Source organism: Nocardia carnea (assembly GCF_029868325.1).
In the GTDB taxonomy this organism is placed as follows: Bacteria; Actinomycetota; Actinomycetes; order Mycobacteriales; family Mycobacteriaceae; genus Nocardia; species Nocardia carnea_C.
Map to the genome: position 1 here is coordinate 20,101 of NZ_JARWNW010000265.1, position 22,506 is coordinate 42,606.

General features: G+C 67.5%; 18 protein-coding genes. 9 read left to right on the forward strand and 9 right to left on the reverse strand.

Going from position 1 to position 22,506, the window contains the following annotated elements; genetic code table 11:
- Positions 1–152: 152 nt before the first annotated feature.
- The 4 genes from QH196_RS25070 to QH196_RS25085 are packed head-to-tail and all read right to left on the reverse strand — an operon-like array spanning position 153 to position 5,585.
- Complete coding sequence (locus QH196_RS25070; protein WP_280418284.1) at positions 153–1,445, reverse strand: MFS transporter; 1,293 nt, start codon at positions 1,443–1,445, stop codon at positions 153–155.
- 31 nt (positions 1,446–1,476) lie between these two features.
- Positions 1,477–2,685, reverse strand: coding sequence for a CaiB/BaiF CoA transferase family protein (locus QH196_RS25075; RefSeq protein WP_280418285.1), 1,209 nt, complete (start codon positions 2,683–2,685; stop codon positions 1,477–1,479).
- A gap of 11 nt (positions 2,686–2,696) precedes the next feature.
- A complete protein-coding gene (locus QH196_RS25080) occupies positions 2,697–4,157 on the reverse strand; it encodes a dihydroorotase (RefSeq protein ID WP_280418286.1) in 1,461 nt (486 codons plus the stop codon).
- Between the two features lie 60 nt (positions 4,158–4,217).
- Complete coding sequence (locus QH196_RS25085) at positions 4,218–5,585, reverse strand: FAD-dependent oxidoreductase (RefSeq protein WP_280418287.1); 1,368 nt, start codon at positions 5,583–5,585, stop codon at positions 4,218–4,220.
- 253 nt (positions 5,586–5,838) lie between these two features.
- On the opposite strand from QH196_RS25085, the gene QH196_RS25090 reads away from it, so the two are divergent.
- Genes QH196_RS25090 through QH196_RS25105 form a run of 4 tightly spaced genes read left to right on the forward strand, consistent with a single transcriptional unit; the run spans position 5,839 to position 9,708 of the window.
- Positions 5,839–6,621 carry an IclR family transcriptional regulator gene (locus QH196_RS25090; protein ID WP_280418288.1) on the forward strand — a complete coding sequence of 261 codons (783 nt, stop codon included), beginning with the start codon at positions 5,839–5,841 and terminating at the stop codon, positions 6,619–6,621.
- The gene (locus QH196_RS25095) at positions 6,618–7,457 is read left to right on the forward strand and encodes an HpcH/HpaI aldolase/citrate lyase family protein (RefSeq protein ID WP_280418289.1); all 840 of its coding nucleotides are present in this window, start codon (positions 6,618–6,620) and stop codon (positions 7,455–7,457) included. The genes QH196_RS25090 and QH196_RS25095 overlap by 4 nt, the downstream gene beginning before the upstream one ends.
- The gene (locus QH196_RS25100) at positions 7,454–8,287 is read left to right on the forward strand and encodes a cyclase family protein (protein WP_280418290.1); all 834 of its coding nucleotides are present in this window, start codon (positions 7,454–7,456) and stop codon (positions 8,285–8,287) included. Before QH196_RS25095 ends, QH196_RS25100 begins: the two co-directional genes overlap by 4 nt.
- A complete protein-coding gene (locus QH196_RS25105; RefSeq protein ID WP_280418291.1) occupies positions 8,284–9,708 on the forward strand; it encodes an MmgE/PrpD family protein in 1,425 nt (474 codons plus the stop codon). Before QH196_RS25100 ends, QH196_RS25105 begins: the two co-directional genes overlap by 4 nt.
- A 33-nt stretch (positions 9,709–9,741) precedes the next feature.
- On the opposite strand, the gene QH196_RS25110 is transcribed toward QH196_RS25105, so the two are convergent.
- On the reverse strand, positions 9,742–9,990 hold the full coding sequence (locus tag QH196_RS25110) for a hypothetical protein (RefSeq protein ID WP_280418292.1): 249 nt from the start codon (positions 9,988–9,990) through the stop codon (positions 9,742–9,744).
- Positions 9,991–10,389: 399 nt separating this feature from the next.
- Between QH196_RS25110 and QH196_RS25115 the strand changes: the two genes are divergently transcribed.
- Entirely contained in the window at positions 10,390–11,184 is a 795-nt protein-coding gene (locus QH196_RS25115) for an LLM class F420-dependent oxidoreductase (protein WP_280418293.1), read from the forward strand.
- A gap of 84 nt (positions 11,185–11,268) precedes the next feature.
- On the opposite strand, the gene QH196_RS25120 is transcribed toward QH196_RS25115, so the two are convergent.
- Positions 11,269–11,901: an ammonium transporter gene (locus tag QH196_RS25120; RefSeq protein WP_280418294.1), complete on the reverse strand. Its 633-nt coding sequence runs from the start codon at positions 11,899–11,901 to the stop codon at positions 11,269–11,271.
- A 458-nt stretch (positions 11,902–12,359) separates the two neighbouring features.
- On the opposite strand from QH196_RS25120, the gene QH196_RS25125 reads away from it, so the two are divergent.
- The gene (locus QH196_RS25125; protein ID WP_280418295.1) at positions 12,360–12,656 is read left to right on the forward strand and encodes a hypothetical protein; all 297 of its coding nucleotides are present in this window, start codon (positions 12,360–12,362) and stop codon (positions 12,654–12,656) included.
- Between the two features lie 273 nt (positions 12,657–12,929).
- Here QH196_RS25125 and QH196_RS25130 read toward each other — a convergent pair whose 3' ends face one another.
- Positions 12,930–13,580 (reverse strand): ammonium transporter, encoded by a 651-nt coding sequence (locus tag QH196_RS25130; protein ID WP_280418296.1) that lies wholly within the window; start codon positions 13,578–13,580, stop codon positions 12,930–12,932.
- A gap of 251 nt (positions 13,581–13,831) precedes the next feature.
- Entirely contained in the window at positions 13,832–14,533 is a 702-nt protein-coding gene (locus QH196_RS25135; protein WP_280418297.1) for an SDR family oxidoreductase, read from the reverse strand.
- Between the two features lie 244 nt (positions 14,534–14,777).
- Between QH196_RS25135 and ggh the strand changes: the two genes are divergently transcribed.
- Positions 14,778–16,118, forward strand: a complete 1,341-nt coding sequence (gene ggh, locus QH196_RS25140) for a glucosylglycerate hydrolase (RefSeq protein ID WP_280418298.1) — start codon at positions 14,778–14,780, stop codon at positions 16,116–16,118.
- 3 nt (positions 16,119–16,121) lie between these two features.
- On the opposite strand, the gene QH196_RS25145 is transcribed toward ggh, so the two are convergent.
- Positions 16,122–16,544: an SdpI family protein gene (locus tag QH196_RS25145; RefSeq protein WP_280418299.1), complete on the reverse strand. Its 423-nt coding sequence runs from the start codon at positions 16,542–16,544 to the stop codon at positions 16,122–16,124.
- 629 nt (positions 16,545–17,173) lie between these two features.
- On the opposite strand from QH196_RS25145, the gene leuS reads away from it, so the two are divergent.
- Both leuS and QH196_RS25155 read left to right on the forward strand, forming a co-directional pair.
- Positions 17,174–20,065, forward strand: a complete 2,892-nt coding sequence (leuS, locus tag QH196_RS25150) for a leucine--tRNA ligase (protein WP_280418300.1) — start codon at positions 17,174–17,176, stop codon at positions 20,063–20,065.
- 125 nt (positions 20,066–20,190) lie between these two features.
- Positions 20,191–22,233 (forward strand): PhoX family protein, encoded by a 2,043-nt coding sequence (locus tag QH196_RS25155; RefSeq protein ID WP_280418301.1) that lies wholly within the window; start codon positions 20,191–20,193, stop codon positions 22,231–22,233.
- Positions 22,234–22,506 lie beyond the last annotated feature (273 nt).

The window sequence follows — 22,506 nt, forward strand, 5'->3', positions numbered from 1 at the left end:
CTCTGGACCACTTCTCAGCGGTACGGGTCCGGCGCCGCTCTCTGGAGGGAGGCGAGAGCGGCGCCGGAGTTCGGTGCGACGGCACCGCGTGAACCCTCATCGATCACGCGGTGCCCGCTTGTCCGGCATGCGAGTGACACGCCGGACGCGTTTTATTTCGCAGGGGCGAATTCACCTTCCTGGTTTGTTCCCGGACCTGTGCGTTCCGGCTCCTTGGTGAAGAAGAGCATGGCCGCCGCGCCGATCAAGCACAGAGCGGTCATGACGAGGAATCCGCCGTTGTAGGTTCCGGTACGACCCACGATGAAGCCCATCACCGAGGGGGCGATGATGCCGGAGAGGGCGAAGCAGGCGTCGGCGAAGCCGGCGGCGGTGCCCGGCTGAGTCGGCGCCGCGTCGATCGAGGCGACCCACCAGATTCCGCCGGTGATGAACCCGAAGCCGACACCGGCCGAGATGCAGATCAGGGCGATGGTGAGGTTACTGCCGAAGAACAGGATCGGCAGGATCGAGACACCGGCGAGCAGCAACGCCACACCGATGATCAAGAACCGCGAGCGGATGCTCTGGGTGCGTTTGTACACCCGGTCGACGAGGATGCCGCCGAGCAGTGCGCCGACCACACCGGCCGCCCACGGCGCCACCGAGAAGGCGCCGACTTCCTTGATGGACAGCCCGAATTCGTGTTCCAGGTACTGCGGAAGCCAGTACATGAACGCCCAGAACATGAAACCCCAGGCGAAGTAGCCGAGGCCGACCAGCCACAGGTTGCGGTTGCGCAGGATCTCGCCCCAGTCGGTGCTGGATTCGTGCCCGCTGTCCTCGCCGTCGGTCTGGCCGGACCGGATGTAGTCCAGTTCTTCTTTCGAGACGAACGACGCCTCGCTGGGCGAGTTCTTCAGGAACGGGTAGGCGACGACAACCCACACGATCCCGGCGACCGCCAGCACCCAGAACATGCCTTTCCAGCCGGTGAGCGCGATCAGCTGGGTGAGGATCGGGCCGCCGATGAGCAGGCTGCCGGAGACGGCGACACCGCCGATGAGGGCGAGTGCTTTACCCCGTTCGTGGGCGGGCAGCCAGCGGCTTGCCAGCCGGGTCGCCGCCGGGAAGCAGGGGGCTTCGCCGGCACCGAGGAGGATGCGCAGCAGGATGAGGCCGATGAATCCACCGGCGAACGGGGTCAGTGCCGTGGCCGCGGCCCAGATGAACATGCCCACCATGAGCACTTTCCGGGACCCGAACCGGTCGACCAGCGGCCCGGAGAGCAGGGCGAACAGCATATAGCCGATCGAGAATGCGGAACTGATGACGCCGTACTGGCCGGACGTGATCCCGAATTCGTCACGCAGATCGGTGGCTGCGAACGAGATGGCGCTGCGATCGACGTAATTCACCACCACCAGGCCCAGAATGATGGCTATTGTCCACCAACGCGATTTCATAGCGAACTCCTCGGATGAAGCAGTCGCGGGGTCAGATGACCCCGCGGGCCCGCAGGTCGTCGATGTCCTCGGGGGTTCGCCCGAGGTGGATGAGGACCTTGTCGGTATCGGCACCGGCGGGTCGACCGGTGTGACGGATCGCACCGGGGGATTTGGTCATGCGCCACATGACGTTCTGCATGCGCATGGGGCCGAGTTCGTCGTCGTCGACAGTGGTGACCATGTCGGTGGCGACGACCTGGGGATCTTTCAGCAGATCGCTCGGCCGATACACCGGCGCCACGGCGGCACCGGCTTCTTCGAAAATGCTGGTGACCTCGTCGCGGGTGCGTTCGGCGATCCAGCCGCCCACGTATTCGTCGAGGAGGTCGGCGTGTTCGGCGCGGGTGCGTCCGGTGGCGAACCATTCCTCGTCGATCACTTCGGGATGCCCGACGAGGCGCAGCACGCGTTCGGCGATGGCCTGCGCGCTGGTGGAGATCGCCAGCCAGTGATCGTCGGCGGTGCGGTACAGGTTGCGCGGGGCGTTGTTCTGCGACCGGTTACCGGTGCGCTGCTGGTCTATTCCGAGCTGGTCGGCGTAGATGACCCCGGGCCCGACGGCGGTCATGATCGGGCTCAGGAGGTCGAGGTCGACCTCTTGGCCGGTGCCACCGTTGCGTTCGCGTTCGAACAGTGCCATCGAGACCGCCGACGAACCGGCCACGCCGGCGATGGAATCGGCGAGTCCGAAGGCGGGCAGGGTGGGTGGTCCGTCGGGCTGGCCGGTGAGATGGGCGAAACCGCTCATCGATTCCACCAGGGTGCCGAACGCGGGACGTTTCGCGTACGGGCCGTGCTGGCCGAATCCGGTGACCCGCAACATGATCAGGCCCGGGTTACGTTGGGACAGTTCGGCGTAGGAAAGACCCCAGCGTTCGAACGTGCCCGGCCGGAAGTTCTCGACCACCACATCCGCCTCGGCGGCCAGATCGCGAAAGATCGCCTGCCCGTCGGGTGTGCCGAGGTCCAGGGTGATGGTCTGCTTGTTGCGGCTGACCATCTTCCACCACAGCGGAACCCCGTCCTTGTCGAGCCCGTGCCCGCGCATCCCGTCCGGTTTCCGCGGATGTTCGATCTTGATGACTTCGGCACCGAAATCGCCCAGGATCTGCGCGGTGAGCGGTCCCGCCAGGATGGTGGAGGCATCCAGGACCTTGATACCGCGCAGCGGGCCGGTCGGCTGTTTCTCGGAGGTCAACTGCACACCTCTCAGTACGGCCGGGAGATGTAGCGGCCGGCGGGTTCGCCGGTGACCACACCGTCGGCCAGGACCCGGTTACCGCGCACGAAGGTGTCGGTGACGGCGGCGCCGAGCTCGAAACCTTCGAACGGCGTGTATTCCTGGGTGGATTCGGAGTCCGCAGCGCGTACGGTCCAGGTGCGATGGGGGTCGACGATCGCGATATCGGCGTCGACACCTTCGGCGAGCCGGCCCTTACCGGGCAGGCCGTAGCGGTCGGCCGGGTTCGAGGCGGTGAGCTGGGCGATCCGGCGCAGCGAAAGACCACGCTTGCGGCCCTCGGTGATCAGGCCGGGCAGCAGGTATTCGGTACCGCCGAAACCGGATTTCGCGGCGAACACATCGTCGCGGTCCTCGCCGAATTTCACCTCGTCCTTGCAGCAGGCGTGGTCGGAGACGACCCAGTCGATGTTCCCGGCGAGCAGATGCTCCCACAGCGCCTCGACGTCTTCGCGCGGGCGGATCGGCGGATTCACCTTGGCGCCCAGACCGTTCGCGTTGTCGATATCGGTGAGCAGATGGCCGATGGTGACCTCGCGGCGGAAGTTCACGTGCGGGAAGGCTTCGGCCATCTTCATGGCGGCCTTCAGTGCCTTGGCCGAACTCAGGTGCAGCAGGTTGATATTCGGCAGGCCGGTCTCGTCGGCGAGGAAGGACGCGATGGTCACCGCGAGGCCCTCGGAATGCTGCGGGCGGGAGGCGCTGTAGGCGGCGAGGCCGGTCAGTGTGCCTTCCTCTTCGACGAGCTTGGTGTAGGCGCTCATGATCTCGGCGGTCTCACAGTGCAGCGAAAGCGAGATATGCGGGGCGAGTTCGGGGAACTGCTCGCGGGCCTTCTGCACGCCGCGCATCACGAACTCGAAATGCGCGATGTCGTAGCGCTCGTCCTCGGGGATCATCAGGAAATCGCTCTGTGAGGCGGAGCGGCCGTGCAGGCCGTGGCTGCCGTAGAACATGAAGATCTTGAACGAGGTGACCCCCTGGTCCGCGGCCAGCTCGGGGATCTCGCCGATATGCTGTTTCGACATCGGCGCCAGGTGGAAGGCGTAGTCGATATAGCTGCGGCCCGCCGAGGCGTCCAGTACCTCGGGGAAGAAGTCGGCGTAGGCGCCGCCCTTGTTGAGGTAGTACTGGCCGGTGCGCATATAGGTGAGCGCGGTGGTCACGCCGCCCTGCGCGCTGGCGCGCGATTCGGTCTGCGTGTCCTCGGACAGCGGGTTGTAGATACCCCAGTGCTGGTGTGCGTCGACAACGCCGGGAAAGACCAGTTTGCCTGTCGCGTCGACGATCTCGGCGCCTTCGGCATTCAGATCCGGACCGATCGCCGCGATCTTGCCGTCGACGACGAGGATATCCGCGGTCTCGCCCTCGGCGGGAGCGGTGTCCTCGGTGCGTACGACGGTGCCGTTCTTGATCAGGTAGGTGGTCATTTCTTCTCCTGGCGAATATCTGGACAGTTGTTCTGTTGTGTGGGCGCCGTGTCGTTGTTGTCAGACGGCGACGGCGCTGCTCACGTGCTCGGCAGCGAGGAAGGCCAGACCGAGTGCGGTGATGAGGCCGTTGCCCGCGAGGTAACCGCCGGCGCCGTGGCCGGAGATACCGATGGCGGCGCCGCCGGAGGCGTACAGGCCGGGTATCGGGGCGCCGCCGGCGAGTACTCGTGCGTGTTCGTCGACGACGAGACCGCCCTGGGTGTGGAAGAGGGCGGGGGTGATGGCGATCGCGATGTAGGGCGCGGTCAGCGGATGGCGGGCGTCGGTGCGGCCCTGCCGGTCGGGTTCTTCCCCGGCGGCGGCGCGGCGGGCCGCGGCGAGTTCGTCGCCGAGGGCCGCGGCGGGCACTCCGATGCTCTCGGCCAGCCCGGTCGCGGTGGCGGATCGGATCAGCGATCCACTCTCGGCGACGGTGCGGAAATCGTCGAATACCGAGCACAGTTCCTCGATGTGCTCGTCGATGACGATCCAGCCGGTACCGCCGGGCCGGCCGGCGAGAATGGCGGCGAACTCGGAGTAGCCGGTGGTTTCCGGGGCGAAGCGGCGGCCGGTGCTGTCGACGATGATGCCGCCGTGCACGACGGTCGCCCAGCCGATGAGCGTCTGGCTGCGCGACGACAGCGCGGCATGGCCCTGGTAGGCGTCGAGGAAGGCGCTGTCGGCACCCAGTTCGCCGCCGATGCGCAGCGCGTCGCCGCGGCTGAACTGGCCGCCGTGGTAGTGGGCGCCGGCGATTTCGGGCAGATGCCGGCGCACGAGGTCGCGATCGGCGCCGAACCCGTTCGTCGCCAGCAGGACGGCTCGGGTGGTCAGGTTTTCGGTGTTGCCGTCGGGGGTGGCGATCTCGACCCCCGTGACCCGCCCGCCGCTGGTGTGCACGTTGCGCAGGCTCATGGGCGCGATGAGCTCGATCCGGGGATGTGCCTGTGCACGCTGCACCAGGTGCCGTAGCAGCCGGGAGCCGTGCCGTCCGGGGATGCTGTGGCAGCGGTCGGCGGTATGGCCGGGGTAGCGGAAATCGGTGACCAGTTCGAGTTCGAGTTCCTGGTTGTCGGCCAGCCAGGTGACCAGCTGTGCGCTGGTCTCGGCGAGCGCGCGGGCGATGCGGCGGTCGGCCGTGCCCTCGGTCTTGCGGGCGATATCGTCGAGGAAACGGTCCGGGCTGTCCTGGACTCCGGCCGCTTCCTGCCAGCGGGTTCCGGCGGCCGGGATCATCGCGGTGCACATCGAGGTGTTGTTGCCGCGCTGGAAATGCTCGTCGGCGTCGAGCACCAGAACATTCGCGCCGAGTTCGGCGGCGCGCAGCGCAGCGACCAGTCCGCCGCCCGCACCGGCGACGACGAGATCGAAATCCGGACCGTCCACGCTTCCTCCTATCGTGTTCCGGCTAGCGGAACGCAAGAATGTGGTCCCCTGCACTATGCACGTTCGGCAATCTGCGCACAAGTGCCTGTTGAGCGGATTTACTCGTCGGAAACTTGGTACGTGGTTGCAGAAGGTGGCTAGACAATCGTTTCGCTAAGCGGTACAACTTGTTCAGCGCTTGATCGCCAGGTCGGACTCCTCCTATGCGGCGGAGCCGGCGGACCACGAATCCACCCCGGAGAACGGAGCCACGATGGAGCCCTCGAGTGGCGGCACCACATCCGCCGCACGGGCAGCGGAGGTACTGCTCGAGTTCGGCCGGCGATCCAGCGCGCTCGGCGTCTCGGAGATCGCCCGTTCGACCGGTATCTCCAAGGCCGTCGCGCACCGCATCCTCACGACATTCGTGGAATGCGGCTTGCTGCTCTACGAGCCCGAAACCCGCCGCTACCTGCTGGGTCCCGCCGCCGCGACCCTGGGCGCGCGGGCCCTGGACGTCTCCCCGCTGCGCCGGATGGCCCGGGATGCGCTCGTCGAGCTCCAGCGCGCCACCGGCGAGACCGCCACGGTGACCGGACGCCTGCCGGGCGGGCGGGTATACCTCGACCAGGTCGAGAGCACGCAGGAAATCAAGATGACCGTGGAACTCGGCCGCCGCTTCGAACTGCACAGCGGCTCGTCGGGGCGGATCATCCTGGCCCACCTCTCGCAGGAGGAGCAGGAAGACCTGCTGTCCCGGCCGCTGCCGCGACTCACCGCCACCACCATCACCGACGCCGACGCGCTGCGCGCGGCCCTGCGCGAAGCCCGCGAACAGGGAGTGTGCCGGTCGACCGGTGAACGGCAGGAAGGCGCCGGCTCCATCGCGGCACCGGTGTTCGGCGCCGACGGCGCGGTGATCGGCTCCGTTTCGGTCTGCGGACCGAGCTACCGGATGACCGAAGAAGCCTGCGGCCGGCACGAGAACGCGCTGCGCGAAGCGGCCCAGCGGGTGTCCCGCGCCCTCGGCCACCGGCCGGCGGTGACGGCGAAATGATCCCGCGCAGCTGGCTCTACGTGCCGGGGCACCGCGCGGACCGGATCGGCAAGGCCGTCGAAAGCGCCGCCGACGCCGTGGTGATCGACCTCGAGGACGCGGTCCCGGTAGGGGCGAAGGACCAGGCGCTCGCCAATGCACTCGAAGCCCTGGGGGCAGCGCCGCCGGAACGGCAGGTCTGGTTGCGGCTCAACGCGATCGGGTCGGAGTGGCTCGACCGCGAGCTGGTCGCACTCGCCGATGGCCCCGAGCCCGCCGGGGTCCGGTTGCCGAAATCCGACGACCCCGAATCGGTCGCCGCAACCACGGAACGCCTCCGCTGCCCCGTACACGCCACCATCGAATCCGCCGCCGGCCTGCTGGCGGCCCCGCAGATCGCCCGCTGCCACCCCCGGGTCACCGGAATCGCGTTGGGCGAAGCGGATCTTGCCGCCGATATGCGCGCCGAGCCCGAAGGCCTGGCCTGGGCGCGCGGCTGGATCGTCACCGCCGCGCGGGCCGCCGGACTGTCGTCGCCGGTCCAGAGCGTGTGGACGGCTGTGGATGATCCGGCAGGTCTGGCCGAAACGTCGCGGATGGGCCGCGCCCAGGGGTTCTTCGGCCGGTCCGTTATCCATCCCAACCAGATCGACATCGTGAATACCGCCTATACGCCGACCGCGGAGGAACAGGACCGGGCGCGCCGCATCGTCGACCGCGCGGCCGAATCCATGGCGGCGGGCGAATCCGCGGTTCTCGACGAGAACGGCCGATTCATCGACCCTGCCGTGGTCGCGAACGCCCGCGTGGTCCTCGACCGAGCACAGGCCACAGCAGCACGAGGAGTGAGAGTATGACCGGACAAACCGTTACCGCCGACGCACTGTTGAGTGCCGTGGTGGACAGCGAACTCGACGTGGTCGAGCTCGGGCATCCCTACACAACGGGTATGCCGTGTTCGCCCAACCATCCCGGTTTCCGGATGACCCTGATCCGCCGGCACGGCGATATGGTCCGCCCCGACGGCGGTTCGGCCTCCAACGAGATCATCGTGACCGGCGGCCACGTCGGCACCCATGTGGACGCTCTCTCGCACGTCAGCCACTGCGGCAAACTGCACGGCGATATCGACGCCGAGGAAGCGCAGCGCGGCGGTCGCCACTCGAAGCACGGCGCGGAGAACATCCCGTTCATGCTCGGCCGCGGTGTGCTGCTCGATATTCCGCGGGTACGCGGCGTCGATGCCCTCGAAGCCGGCCAGGCCGTCACGGAACAGGATCTGCGCGATGCCGCCGACGCTGCCGGCGTGACCCCGCGTCGCGGCGATGTCGTGCTCATCCGCACCGGTTGGGCCCGCCACTTCGATGACGCCCAGCGCTACCTCGGCCAGCAGGACGGGGTCCCGGGCGCCGAGGTCGGGGCCGCACAGTGGCTGGCGGACGCGGGAATCGTGGCGGCGGGCGCGGATACCACCGCGTTCGAACATATTCCCCCGGGTAAGGGTCACAGCGTCCTTCCGGTGCACCGGATCCTGCTGGTGGAGAACGGTATCCACATCATCGAACACCTCGACCTCGAGGCCGCGAGTGCGCGCGGGCTCACCGAGTTCACTTTTGTCATGGCGCCGCTGCGGATCACCGGCGGCACCGGATCGCCCGTACGTCCGGTCGCGGTGGTGTCGCGATGAGCACAACCGCTCGCCACGACCTCGCGGGCACGGTGGTCGGCCGCCTGGCAGCGCTGGCCGACCGGACCCGCACCGACGGGCTGTCCGCGGAACTGCGCAAAGATGTCGCGCGCCGCGTTCTCGACGTTCTCGGTAACTCGCTCGCGGCGCAGGACCAGCCTTCGGCCCGTGCCGTCACCGCGGTGGCCCGCGACTGGGCCGGTGCCCCCCGCGCCACCGGTATCGGCACCGGGGAACAGTTCCCGGCCGCCACCGCGGCTCTGATCAACGGCACCCTCGCCCATTCGATGGATTCCGACGACACCCACCTGCCGTCGGTGCTGCATCCGTCGGCGTCGGTGGTTCCCGCCGCGCTCGCGGTCGGCGAAGCGACCGGAGCCGCGGGCCCCGCCGTACTCGACGCGGCGGGCGTGGGTATCGAAATCGCGGTCCGGCTCGGAATGGGCGGCTACGACGAGGAACTCGGCAATTCGGAGTTCTTCGAACGCGGCCAGCACGCGACGTCGATCTGCGGTGCTGTCGGCTCGGCGGCCGCCGCGGCCATGCTGTACGGCCTGGACGTCGAAGGTATCGCCGACGCGATGGGTATCGCCGCCAGTTTCGGTGCGGGGCTGCTGGAAGCCAACCGGACCGGTGGCACGGTCAAACGCGCGCACTGCGGTTGGGCGGCCCATTCCGGTGTCACGGCCGCGGAATTCGCCCGGCACGGCCTCACCGGCCCGCCCACCGTGATCGAGGGCCGCTTCGGTTTCCTGCACGCTTTCTGTGGCGACCGGGCGAATACCGCGAAGGTTCTCGACCGGCTCGGCGAGCATTGGGAATTACCCGGCATATTCTTCAAGCCGTACCCCTGCAACCATTTCACCCACGCCGGTATCGATGCGGCCCGCATTCTGCGTCGCGATATCGACCCCGCCGATATCGTGGAAATAGAACTCGGCGTCCCGAAACCGGTACTGCGCACCATCGCCGAACCGCCCGCGGCAAAGGCCGCGCCCGAATCTGGTTATCACGCGGCCTTCTCGGGCCCCTTCACTGTGGCTCGCGCACTACTCGGCGGATCGGGTCTCGGTGTGGGTCACGCCGATTTCACCGATGCGGCGGCGCAGGACCCGCGTACGCTCGAACTGGCGCGGCTGGTCACCAGTTTCGGCGATGACCGCTGCGACGAGATCTACCCGCACCAGTTCCCGGCAGTGCTACGAGTACGCACCCGGGACGGTTCATGGCATCAGGCGCGCGTGGAGCACAATCGCGGCGGCCCGGCGAACCCGCTCTCCGATGATGAACTCACGCTGAAGTTCGACCTCAACGTCGAAGAACGGCTGGCGCCGGACGCCGCTCGTGCGGTTGCCAGGTATGCGCTCGCGCTCACCACGGCCGAATCGCTCGGCACGCTGATGGCGGCGGTACGCGGCTGATCCCAGCGCGACCGGCTGTGCCGCGGTCCGGGTTCAGATACCGCCCTCGGGCAGTTTTCCGCCGGGGCACCATCCATCTACGCCGGAATTTGCCGACCCGGTGGTGAGGCATTCCAGCAGAAACGCCCAGCCGCCCGTCGGGTCGAGGTCGGAGACGGCCTGTGGCGACGAGGTTCCGGACCGATTGTGAGCCGGAGCGTCCGCCCAGCCGGCCGGCGCGGTGAGTCCGAGAGCGGTGACGATCCCGATTCCTGCAATAGCGAGTCGCAGCGTTTTACGCATTACCTACCTTCGAAATATTTCGGTCACGGCCGGTGATTCCGACGATCACCGGCCTTGTGCCGACGGTACCGATATTCTCAACACCGGGAAATGCGATACCGCTCAACGGGACCGGCGGTTTGGCAGCGGCGCTATATCGGCGGGAACGAAATTCGGCCGATATGCCCGATTTGTCGAATATACAAAGAACTCGAAACAACACCGAATTGCACCGTTTCGGAAAGAATGCCGGACCACGGTCGCCCGGCACCAGGTACTGCGGGCAGCTCCTCGCCGAGTCGGTTCTCAGGCGGGCGGCGGTCGGCATCGCTGCGCCCACGGCGAACAAACCGGCCCCGGAGGTGCCCCGCCGGTAGCCTCGGTCCGGGAGATCAACCCGACAACGAGGGAGTCATGCAGATGAGCCGACCGGTTCGGATCGGAATTCAACTCCAACCCCAGCACGCCCCCGATTACGGACTCATTCGCGACGCGGTGTTGCGGGCCGAGGACGCCGGTGTGGATATCGTGTTCAACTGGGACCACTTCTATCCCCTCTACGGCGACCCGGACGGCGCCCACTTCGAATGCTGGACCATGCTCGGCGCGTTCGCCGAGCAGACCGAACGGGTCGAGATCGGTGCGCTGGTCACCGGCGGCGGCTACCGCAACCCCGATCTGCTCGCCGATATGGCCCGCACCGTCGATCAGATCAGCGGCGGCCGGCTCATCCTGGGGATCGGTTCGGGCTGGTTCGAGCGCGACTACGACGAATACGGCTACGACTTCGGCACCGCGGGCAGCCGCCTGGATCTGCTCAAGGACTATCTGCCCCGGATCACCGGGCGGCTGGGGAAACTGAACCCGCAGCCTGTCCGCGAGATCCCGATCCTCATCGGCGGCGGCGGTGAGAAGAAAACGCTGCGGCTGGTCGCCGAGTACGCCCATATCTGGCACAGCTTCGGTGAACTGGATGTATTCACCCACAAGAGCCAGGTCCTCGAGGAGCACTGCTCCCGGGTGGGCACGGAACCGGCGAAAATCGAGCGGTCGGTGGCCTGGCCGGGGACCGAATCGGCACCCGCCTACCACGCCGCGGGGGCGACGCTGTTCACCGTGGGTATCAACGGGCCGGATTACGACCTCACCCAGGTCCGGGAGGCGGTCGCCTGGCGGGACCAGACCAACCCGGAGCCGGTCAGCGGTATCGCCTGAGTTGCTGATACGCAGTACGGCCCCGCCCTGAACAGATCAGAGCAGGGCCGTACCGTATTCCGGGGATCTTTACCGGACGGTTCCCTACTTCTCCGCCCAGCGCGTGGTGCCGGGGGGTGCGGTGAAGGTATTGATCATGTCCACCGCGGCGATGATCAGGGTCGGGCCGCCGACGACGATCGTGCCGATTACACCGCCGAGGGCCGCGCCGGTGACGATTCCGGCGGGTATTCCGACGCCGGTCGGAACGGTGATGAGCAGGCCGGCAACTGCGCCGACAACCGTCCCGATGAGCCCGCCGATGGCGGAGGCCAGGCCGATCTGGGAGGTGAGATTGTCCTGGGCCGCGAGATTCTCCCGCGGGGAAGCCACCGGTTCGGCGGCCGGACGCGCCGTCGCCGGATCCTTGACTGCGGTGAGTTCCAGGACCCGGCCCTCCTCGCGGACCGCGTGCGGCAGCGGGTACTCGGTGCCGCCCTCGCGGACCGCCAGCGGCAGGGTGACCACGGTGGCGCCGGATTCGTCGACGATATCGACCGTTTCCCCGGCTACCTCGAAGGTGCCGTGGGTGAGCGTGGTGACAACGGTTTTGCCGACCAGTTCGGTGCGGTAACCGATATCGGGCGCGGTGGCCGGCGCTGCGTGTGCGGTGGCCGCACCGAAGGTAGCGGTGGCTATGAGCGGCACGACGGCCGCGGCAATCTTGCGGATCCTCATTGGTTCATATGTCCGATCTGATCACGGTATCGCCAAGGGTGGTTGACCGTCGGGACGACCGCGCCGACCGAGTTCCGCCGGACCGAAACGGCTGGGTCCCGGCGGTTTCGAACGTTTGAGACACTACGCCGCCGAGGGCGCAAGTGCGACATATTTTAGGGGAATTCTCTCCGAAAAAGTTTAAAGGTGGGATGAATCGGCTACTCAGCAGTGCCTGCGGGATCGAGTTGACCAGGCCTCGGTGCAGCGCCGGTGGTCCCGGCGTGGCGGTCTCCGTATCGCACTCCGGAAAGTGGGCCCACCACCCGCGCCAGCCCGGAATCCCCCTCCGTATGCGTGTCGTACGCGGCCGGGGCCATGAGATCGGCGAACATGTGGCTATCTGCACTGATGCGCACTTGATAATGTAACTGTGTGCGTAGTTCCAGCTGACCGTTTCGAGGAAAGAAGGAACGCTCATGACAACGGCACATGCTCAGCACACCGAACACGAGCACGAACACGGACCGGACTGCGGCCATGTCGCGGTACCGCACGGCGACCACGTGGACTACGTCCACGACGGCCATCTGCACCGCGAGCATGCCGGCCACTACGACGAATGCGAGCCCGCGGCGCATACCGAACACGGCGGCCACGACCATGTGCACGGTGAGGGCTGCGGCCATGTGGCCGTCCCGCACGGCGACCATGTCGACTACATCCACGACGGCCATCGCCACGCCCCGCACGACGGCCACTACGACGAACACTGACCCCGACGCCACCGGGCCTCCGGAACCGGTCACCAAGATCGCTGTCGTGGGCCCGTGCACGCCGGGCGGCGCCGGTCGCGGCCGCACCGGCGTAATGGTCACGGCCTTCGGGTCCGGTAACGCCCCGACCCTCTCGTATCGGCGGCCGGTAACAATGGAATTGCTTGGCGAACAACTGTTCCCGGCATATCAGGATTCGATTGTATCCATCGGGACCTGCCGCAACGGTGGGTCCCGATGAATACGTCGTGCGTCCCGCGGTCGATCCGGGTGTCAGTTCTGCGGAGCCGCCTGTTTCTTCGGCGCCCACTGTGTGGTGCCCGGTGGCGCATTGAGGGTGTTGACCAGCTCCACTGCCGCGATGACCAGGGTGGGACCACCGACGGCGATCGTGCCGATGATTCCACCGATGGTGGCGCCGGCGATAACGCTGGCGACAACGCCCGGCCCGGTGACGATTCCGGTGAGACCCACGAGCGCGCCGATCGCGGTACCGACGAATCCGCCGATGGCGGTGGCGATCCCGAACTGCGACGCGAAATTGTTCTGGGCTGCCAGATTCTCCTGAGGTGAGGCCACGAATTCGGCGGCAGGTCGCGCCGTCGCCGGATCCTTGACCGCGGCGAGTTCAAGGACCCGGCCGTCGTCCCGGACCGCGTGCGGTAGCGGGTATTCGGTGCCGCCCTCGCGGACCGCCAGCGGCAGGGTGACCACGGTGGCGCCGGATTCGTCGACGATATCGACGTTTTCACCGTCCACTTCGAAGGTGCCGTGGGTGAGGGTGGTGACAACGGTTTTGCCGGCCAGTTCGGTGCGGTAACCGATATCCGGGGTGGTGGCGGGCGCCGCGTAGGCGGTGGCGGCGCCGAAGGTCGCGGTGGCTATCAGCGGCACGATGGCCGCGGCAAACATGCGGATCCTCATGAGTTCACACGTCCGATCTGATCACTTCGTCGCAAAGGATGGTTTACAGCCGGTACGAGCACGCTGTCCGGGTAGCCGGGAGGAATTACCTGCTCACCGGCGTAATCGAACATTCGGGACACTACGCCCCGGAGGGCTTCCGGGTGGCCGGATTTCGCGGAAATCCGGTGGTACCAAGCGCAGTGGGCCGCACTGTATATCGGCGAATCGGTGAATGTCCAGCTATCCGCTGCGAATCGGTTTCGGGCGGATCAGCGTGGGCGCAGCACGATCTCGGTGGGATGACCGTCGCGAGGGGTGTCGATCGCGGTCCGCACCGCGCGGGCGACCGTTTCCGGACGCAGGAACTGGGCCGGATCATAGGCCCGCCCCTCCCCGGCCACGATCTCACGCTGCATATCGGTATCGATCCGTCCGGGGTGGACGGAGGTCACCCGGATCGACGGTTCCTCCAGCCGCAGCGCGTCCCCGAATGCCCGAAGACCGAACTTGCTGGCCGCATACGAGGACCATCCGGCGTTCGCGCGCAGCCCCGCCCCCGAATTGATCAGCACTACGTGACCGTGCGCCGCGCGCAGGGCGGGGAGCAACAGCCTGGTCAGCTCCACCACCGCGATCAGGTTGGCTTCGAGCGTTTCGCGCCACTGGTGTACCGAGGTGTCGGCGATAGTGCCCAGGTCGGCGATACCGGCATTGTGCACGAGGACATCGAGCCGCTCGATCGGCGCCGCCGCGGCAGCGACGGCCGGATAATCGGTGAGCTCGGCCGGCCAGCCCGTCGCGCCGGGCAGCTCGGTCAGGATCGGTTCCAGGCTCGCGGCGGTCCGTGCCCCGAGCAGCAGCTCGTGGTCGGGCGCCAGCTCCCGCGCAATCGCCGCCCCCAGCCCGCGCGCCGCCCCGGTGACCAATGCCACGGCCTGCTCCCGGCCGGTCCCTTCAGCTCCACGTTGCACAGCAGAAGTCTATTGCCGCACAGATCTGCGCGCGCCCAGGCCCCACCCCCGCCGCGCGGATTAACAGAGCCAACATCCAGGTGAAACCCCACCCGAGTAAAACAACTATGGCCGGCCTCGAGCACCACCGACCCCGACACAGCAGAATCACCGGCGAGCAATTGCTCCAGGCATGCCCTGATCTGCGCCCCCTCGAACCTCGCGGCACCGAAGGCGCCCAGGAGACAGCGAGCAAGATATAGAGATGGCACATCCCGGCTTCACCCCGACGCAGCTCGCCGCCCGCGCGGCATATCTGCTGCGTGGCAACGATTTGGGAACCATGACCAGCGCCGCCCCGCGACTGTATCCGCATATGTGGAGCTGGGACGCGGCCTTCGTCGCGGTGGGTCTGGCGCCGTTGAGCGTGGAACGCGCGGTGATGGAACTCGATACGCTGCTTTCCGCGCAGTGGAAGAACGGGATGATCCCGCACATAGTGTTCGCCAACGGTGTGGACGGTTATTTCCCGGGGCCGGCCCGCTGGGAATGCCGGTTGCTGGCGGTGCAGGCGCCCGACGGTCCGGATACCTCCGGGATCACCCAGCCGCCGGTGCATGCCATCGCGGTGCAGCGGATTCTGGACCATTCGCGCCGGCACGGGCGCAGCACGCGTGCCGTGGCCGAGGAGTTCTTGAATCGCCGCTGGTCCGATCTGGTGCGCTGGCATCGCTGGCTGGCGCATGCCCGCGACCCGCTCGGCAACGGCCGGATCACCCTGTATCACGGCTGGGAATCGGGGATGGACAATTCGCCGCGCTGGGACCGCGCTTACGACAATGTTCTGCCCGGCGCGGATCTGCCGCCGTATCGGCGCGAGGATGTGCTCGTCATCGATGACCCCACCCAGCGCCCGACCGACCGCGAATACGACCGGTACCTGTGGCTGGTGGAGCAGATGCGGCGTGCCCGCTACGACGACGCCGAACTGAGTTCGGTGATGCATTTCGCCGTGGAGGATGTGTTCGTCACCGCGATTTTCGCTATGGCCTGCGAGGTGCTGGGGCAGATCGGCGAGGAATACCACCAGCCGAAGGCCGATACCCGGGAGCTTTTCGCGTGGGCCGACCGGTTCCGCGCCGGCGTGATCGCCACCACCGATACCCGCACCGGCGCCGCCCGCGATTACGACACCCGGCTGGGCCGCTGGATCACCACCGAAACCCTGGCGATGTTCGCGCCCCTCATCAGTGGCGGGTTGCCGCGGGCCACCGAGCGCAGCCTGCTGCGGATCTTCGAGGGCCCACGGTTTTGCGGCCACCCCGACCTGCGTTACGCGCTACCGCCCTCCACGTCACCGGTATCGAAGGATTTCCGTCCCCGGGAGTACTGGCGTGGCCCGGTGTGGCCGGTGATGAGCTGGCTTTTCTCCTGGGTTTTCGCCCATCGCGGCTGGGCGGAGCGTTCCTTCTTGCTACGCGCCGAAGCGTTGCGCCAGGCCAGCGACGGCAGCTTCGCGGAGTATTACGAACCCTTCACCGGGGAACCGCTGGGCAGTATGCAGCAGTCGTGGACGGCGGCCAGCGTGCTGGACTGGCTGGGCTGAGGATCAGGCGGGTTGTGAGCTGGCGGCCGATTCGCACGTGTTCTTCAGCGAACATCCCCCGCAGGATCCGCCGCAGCCGCCGGTCTCCGGCGGCGGGGCGATGGCCTCGGCGGCCCGCGCGCCCGCATTGGCGCCCGCGCCGAGGGTGAACAGCGCGATGACCAGTACGCCCACGGTTACGAGGATGCCGGTGAGCGTTGTCGCGGCCAGCACCACCAGCCCGCCCGCGGCGAGCAGTGCGCCGGAAACCACCGAGGTGGGGGCGGCGATCCGGTTCGCGGTGCGGAACGCGGTCTCGTCGCGCAGCGCGGCTTCGGTGTGCACACCGATGTAGCGGTTGCCGGGCAGCCGGCCGAAGAAGCCGAGTACGCCCGTCGTCAGGGCAACGAGGGCCAGGACGAACAGCAGAATCGCGACGACAAGCACCAGCCGAGAATACCGCAGGGGGTTCGGCGGGCCGCGCCTCGGCCGGGGGCACTCGCAGGGAGTAGACCCAGGTCACACCTTCGTGCAAGGGCGCGGCTGTCGGCCGGGATCAGCCCATCGTATGCCGGGTAAGTGCCGCGCCGTTCCGGTCGTGATCGATCGTGAGAGGGCGAGGAAGGAAGATGCGAGCTTGCTTCGCCGCTTCCATCGGTGATTCCGCGGGCGGTGTCCACTACCCGCCGGGGCATCCGCGTGCCGGCTCACTCAGATCGGTTGCCATGTGGAGGTCGCCGTGGACGAGAACAGCGGTCACGGCCGGCTGGTGCTGCCGCAGGCGCCGGCCGGCCGCGGCCTGACCGCGTGCAGCGCCCCGGCCGCGGTGAACCGTGCACGAACACGGGGGCTACCTGGCAGAGGGCTGCACTGCCGCCGCGCCGGCGGCGCGATCGGTCGTGGGTATCCGACTTCCTGTCTGTGCGCAGTACGCGGGGCCGCGGCGCGGGCCGTCTCGCATTCGGCCCGGTGGCCGGGCACGATCTGTACACCCACCCTTTTGGGCTTGTCAGGGGGCAAGTCTTAGGCTGTCGACGACGGATTTCTCCCCATCAGCAGCTAGAGAAGGCAGGACCGTGCAGGACTCCCGCGCAACCGAGACGGCCGGGCAGAGCTCGGTAGACAACGGCACCCCGGTCCGGGGTGACGATACGCCCGCCCATCGGTACACCGCTGCGCTCGCCGGGGAGATCGAACGCCGGTGGCAGGAGCGCTGGAACGAGCGCGGCACGTTCCATGCGCCGAACCCGGTGGGTCCGCTGGCGGGGGAGGTGCCGGCGGACAAGCTGTTCGTGCAGGACATGTTCCCGTACCCGTCGGGGGCGGGGCTGCACGTGGGGCATCCCCTCGGCTATATCGCCACCGATGTGTTCGCGCGGTACCATCGGATGCACGGGCGCAATGTGCTGCACGCGCTGGGCTACGACGCGTTCGGCCTGCCCGCCGAGCAGTACGCCGTGCAGACCGGCGCGCATCCACGCGCCACCACCGAGGCCAATATCGTGACCATGCAGCGGCAGCTGGACCGGCTGGGCCTGGGGCACGATCGGCGGCGGTCCTTCGCCACCACCGACCCGGAGTACTACAAGTGGACGCAGTGGATCTTCCTGCGGATCTACAACGCCTGGTACGACCAGGAGGCCGGCCGGGCCCGGCCGATCGAGGAACTGGAGCGGCAGTTCGCCTCGGGTGCCCGCCCGGCGCCCGGCGACAAGGACTGGGCGAGTATGTCCGCCGCCGAGCGGCGGGCGCTGATCGACTCGTACCGGCTGGTGTACCAAAGCGATTCGATGGTCAACTGGTGCCCCGGTCTGGGGACCGTGCTGTCCAACGAGGAGGTCACCGCGGACGGCCGCAGCGAACGCGGTAACTTCCCGGTGTTCCGTAAGCAGCTGTGGCAGTGGATGATGCGGATCACCGCCTACTCCGACCGGCTGATCGACGATCTGGACCATGTGGATTGGCCGGAGAACGTCAAGGCCATGCAGCGCAACTGGATCGGGCGTTCGCGGGGCGCCCGGGTGGAGTTCGCCACGGCGGCAGGCGATGTGGAGGTGTTCACCACCCGCCCCGACACGCTGTTCGGCGCCACATACATGGTGCTGGCGCCGGAGCACGAGATGGTCGATGCGCTGACCGCGGCCGCTTGGCCGGCCGATACCGATACCCGCTGGACCGGCGGCAGCGCGACACCGGCCGACGCCGTTGCCGCCTACCGTAAGGCCATCGCGGCGAAATCGGATCTGGAGCGGCAGGAGAGCAAGGAGAAGACCGGCGTCTTCCTGGGGGCCTTCGCCACCAACCCGGTGAACGGCGCACAGGTGCCTATTTTCATCGCCGACTATGTGCTGAGTGGGTACGGGACCGGCGCGATCATGGCCGTGCCGGGGCAGGATCAGCGCGACTGGGATTTCGCGACCGTATTCGGCCTGCCGATCATCCGGACCGTGGAGCCGCCGCAAGATTTCGACGGTGAGGCCTACGCCGGTGACGGCCCGGCGATCAACTCCGACTACCTGAACGGGCTGTCCATCGCCGACGCCAAGGCCGCCGTGATCGCCCGGCTGGAGGCCGACGGCCGCGGCGCCGGCACGGTGCAGTACAAGCTGCGGGACTGGCTGTTCGCGCGGCAGCGGTACTGGGGTGAACCGTTCCCGATCGTCTACGACGAATCCGGCGCCCCGCACGCCCTGCCGGAATCCATGCTGCCGGTGCGGCTGCCCGAACTGGACGATTTCGCCCCGGTCACCTTCGACTCTGACGATATGAATTCCGAACCTTCCCCGCCGCTGGCCAAGGCCACCGACTGGGTGGAGGTGGAACTGGATCTGGGTGACGGACCGCGCACCTACCGCCGCGATACCAATGTCATGCCCAACTGGGCAGGTAGCTCCTGGTACCAACTGCGTTACGCCGATCCCACCAATTCCGCGGCGTTCTGTGCGAAAGAGAACGAGAACTACTGGCTGGGTCCGCGCCCGGCCGAGCACGGCGCGGACGATCCGGGTGGCGTAGATCTGTATGTCGGCGGTGTGGAGCACGCCGTCCTGCACCTGCTGTACGCCCGGTTCTGGCAGAAGGTGCTGTTCGATCTGGGAGAAGTGAGCAGTAGCGAACCGTATCGGCGCCTGTTCAACCAGGGCTATATCCAGGCTTTCGCCTACACCGACGCACGTGGCGCGTATGTTCCGGCGGCCGAGGTCGTCGAACGCGATGGCACGTTCTACTGGACCGACGCCGCCGGCACCGAGATCGTGGTGAACCAGGAGTACGGCAAGATCGGCAAATCGCTCAAGAACGCCATCTCCCCCGACGAGATCTGCGAACAGTACGGGGCGGATACGTTCCGGTTCTACGAGATGTCGATGGGCCCGCTGGATACATCCCGCCCCTGGGCCACCAAGGACGTCATCGGCGCGCACCGCTTCCTGCAGCGGGTGTGGCGGCTGGTGGTGGACGAGGAGACCGGCGCGACCCGCGTCACCGAGGACAATCCGTCCGATGAGACGTTGCGGTTGCTGCACCGGACCATCGCCGGGGTCGACGAGGATCTGGCGGCCATGCGGGACAACACCGCCGGCGCCAAACTGATCGAGCTGACCAACCACCTGACCAAGGCCTACCCGAAGGGCGCGCCCCGTTCGGCCGTGGAACCGGTGGTGCTGATGCTGGCGCCGCTGGCCCCGCATATGACCGAAGAACTGTGGGAACGCCTGGGCCACACCGGTTCGCTGGCACACGGCCCGTTCCCGGTGGCCGATCCGGCATTGCTGACGGCGGAAACCGTGGAGTACCCGATCCAGGTGAACGGTAAGGTCCGCAGCCGTATCCAGGTGGATCCGGAGGCCGATCAGGCCGCGATCGAGGCGGCCGCGCTGGCCGATGAGAAGATCGCCGCGCTGCTGGGCGGGAAGGCGCCGCGCAAACTGATCGTGGTGCCGGGCCGGCTGGTCAATATCGTCGCGTGATCGGGCGACACGGTGACCCGGCAATCCCCGGGTTACCGTGTTGGCCGGTAGTTAATCTGCGAGACTCCTCGGACTTGCCTGCGTCGGCTAGCGTGCGTGCGTTCAGCCCGGAACAGGAGTCCACTGTGAAACCTCTTGCGCTCTTCGTCGCACACCAACCCGCCGGCTCCCGGTCGCGCGTGACCTGCCAGTACAAATGCGGTAACGCCTGCTTCCACGAGGTACCCAACACCTCGTCGAACACCTACTTCGGGGATATCGTGGCCGGGATCTCCCGCCGTCGGGTACTGCAGGGCGGCGCGGCCGCGGTGGTCGCGATCGGCGCCGCCGGCACCCTCGCGGCCTGCGGTGACGACGCCGGGGCCGGTAGCGCCGAAAGCGGGCAGGGAATGGGGACCGGGTTCGCGCCGGTCGCGCCGAACACCGAGGATGCGGTCGTCATCCCGGACGGCTACGAACAGGGCGTGGTCATCCGCTGGGGGGATCCGCTGTTCGAGGATGCGCCCGAATTCGATTTCTACGGCCAGACTCCCGCCGCCCAGGCCAGGCAGTTCGGTTACAACAACGATTTCGCGGGACTGCTGCCGATCGAAGGGGAGCCCGGCAAATACCTGCTGGTGGTGAATCACGAATACTCCACCGAGGTGTTCATGTTCCCCGGGTACAAGCCCGAGACCATCAGTAAGGAGCAGGTCGAAATCGCCATGGCCGCGCACGGCCTGTCGGTGGTCGAGGTGCACGGCGAGCCCGGAACCGGGCAGCTGAAACCGGTTTTCGGCAAATACAACCGGCGTATCACCGCGACAACGGAGTTCGAGCTGACCGGCCCTGCCGCGGGTAGCGCGCTGCTGAAAACCACCGCCGACCCCACCGGCACCAAGGTGCTGGGCACGATCAACAACTGCTCCGGAGGCGTAACCCCTTGGGGTACCGTGCTTTCCGGGGAAGAGAACTTCAACGCCTATTTCATCGGCAAGGCCGCCGATCCGGTGACCGCCGAACGGCTGGACCGCTACGGCATCGGCGAATCCGATTCCCCGCATTTCTGGGAGAAGTTCGACAAACGTTTCGATATCGCGGCCGAACCCAACGAGGCCAACCGTTTCGGCTGGGTGGTCGAGGTGGATCCGTGGGATCCACAGTCCACGCCGGTCAAGCACACCGCGCTGGGCCGGTTCAAGCACGAGGCGGCGAATATCCACGTCACCGCCGACGGCACCGTGGTCGCCTACAGCGGCGACGACGAACGCTTCGACTACATGTACAAGTTCGTCTCCACTCGCAAGATCGAACCCGGCACCGGCGCCGCGAGCCGCCGCCACAACCGCACCATCCTGGACGCCGGAACCCTGTACGTCGCGAAACTCACCGGCGATCACCCCGACCGGATCGACGGTTCGGGCACCGTCCCCTCGGATCAGGGCTTCACCGGTAAGGGGCAGTGGATCCCGATCCTGCGCACCGGGGAAGACGGCCACGGGGAATCGCTGGTGGACGGGATGACCGCCGAAGAGGTCGCGGTGTTCACCCGCCTCGCCGGCGACAAGGTGGGCGCCACCAAGATGGACCGGCCCGAGGATTTCGAGGCCAGCCCGAAAACCGGCAAGGTGTACGTGGCGCTGACCAACAACAGCAAACGCGGCACCGACGGCGAGGCCGCCGCCGACGAGGCCAACCCGCGCAACGAGAACAAGAACGGGCAGGTCCTCGAGCTCACCGACGATCACGCGGGCACCGAATTCACCTGGTCGCTACTGCTGGTCTGCGGTGACCCGGCGGCCGCCGACACCTACTTCGCGGGTTACGACAAGACGAAGGTCAGCCCCATCTCCTGCCCGGACAACCTCGCCTTCGACCCGTACGGCAACCTCTGGATCAGCACCGACGGCAACGCCTTGGACGCCAACGACGGACTGTTCGCGGTGGTCCTCGACGGCGACCGCCGCGGCGAGACCAAACAGTTCCTGTCGGTCCCCGTCGGCGGCGAAACCTGCGGTCCGGTGATCACCGAGGACCGGGTCATCGTCTGCGTGCAGCATCCGGGCGAAACCGATGACGCCTCGGTGGAGGCACCGGCCTCGCACTGGCCGGATGGCGGCACCTCGCAGCCGCGCCCGTCCGTGGTCGCGGTCTGGAAGGTCGGCGGCGGACGGATCGGCGTCGAGTAAGCATTGCGCCGCAACGGTTCCGGCCGGGCCACCTGGTTCCGGCCGAGACCTGCCCGCCCCCGGCGGGTTGCCGCCGGGGGGGGGGGTGAGCGGGGGTGGCCCCCCGGGGGGTTTGGCCCAGGCGGGGAAAACCCGGCACGGCGCCCACGGCGGGAGCCGAACCGACCCGGATCGTTTTCACCGAGGACGGGCCTGCGCTGGTCGACGGCCCCGTCGAACTGGTGACCGCAGACGGCGCGGTGATCCACGCGGACCGTTTTCTCGTCGCGCTCT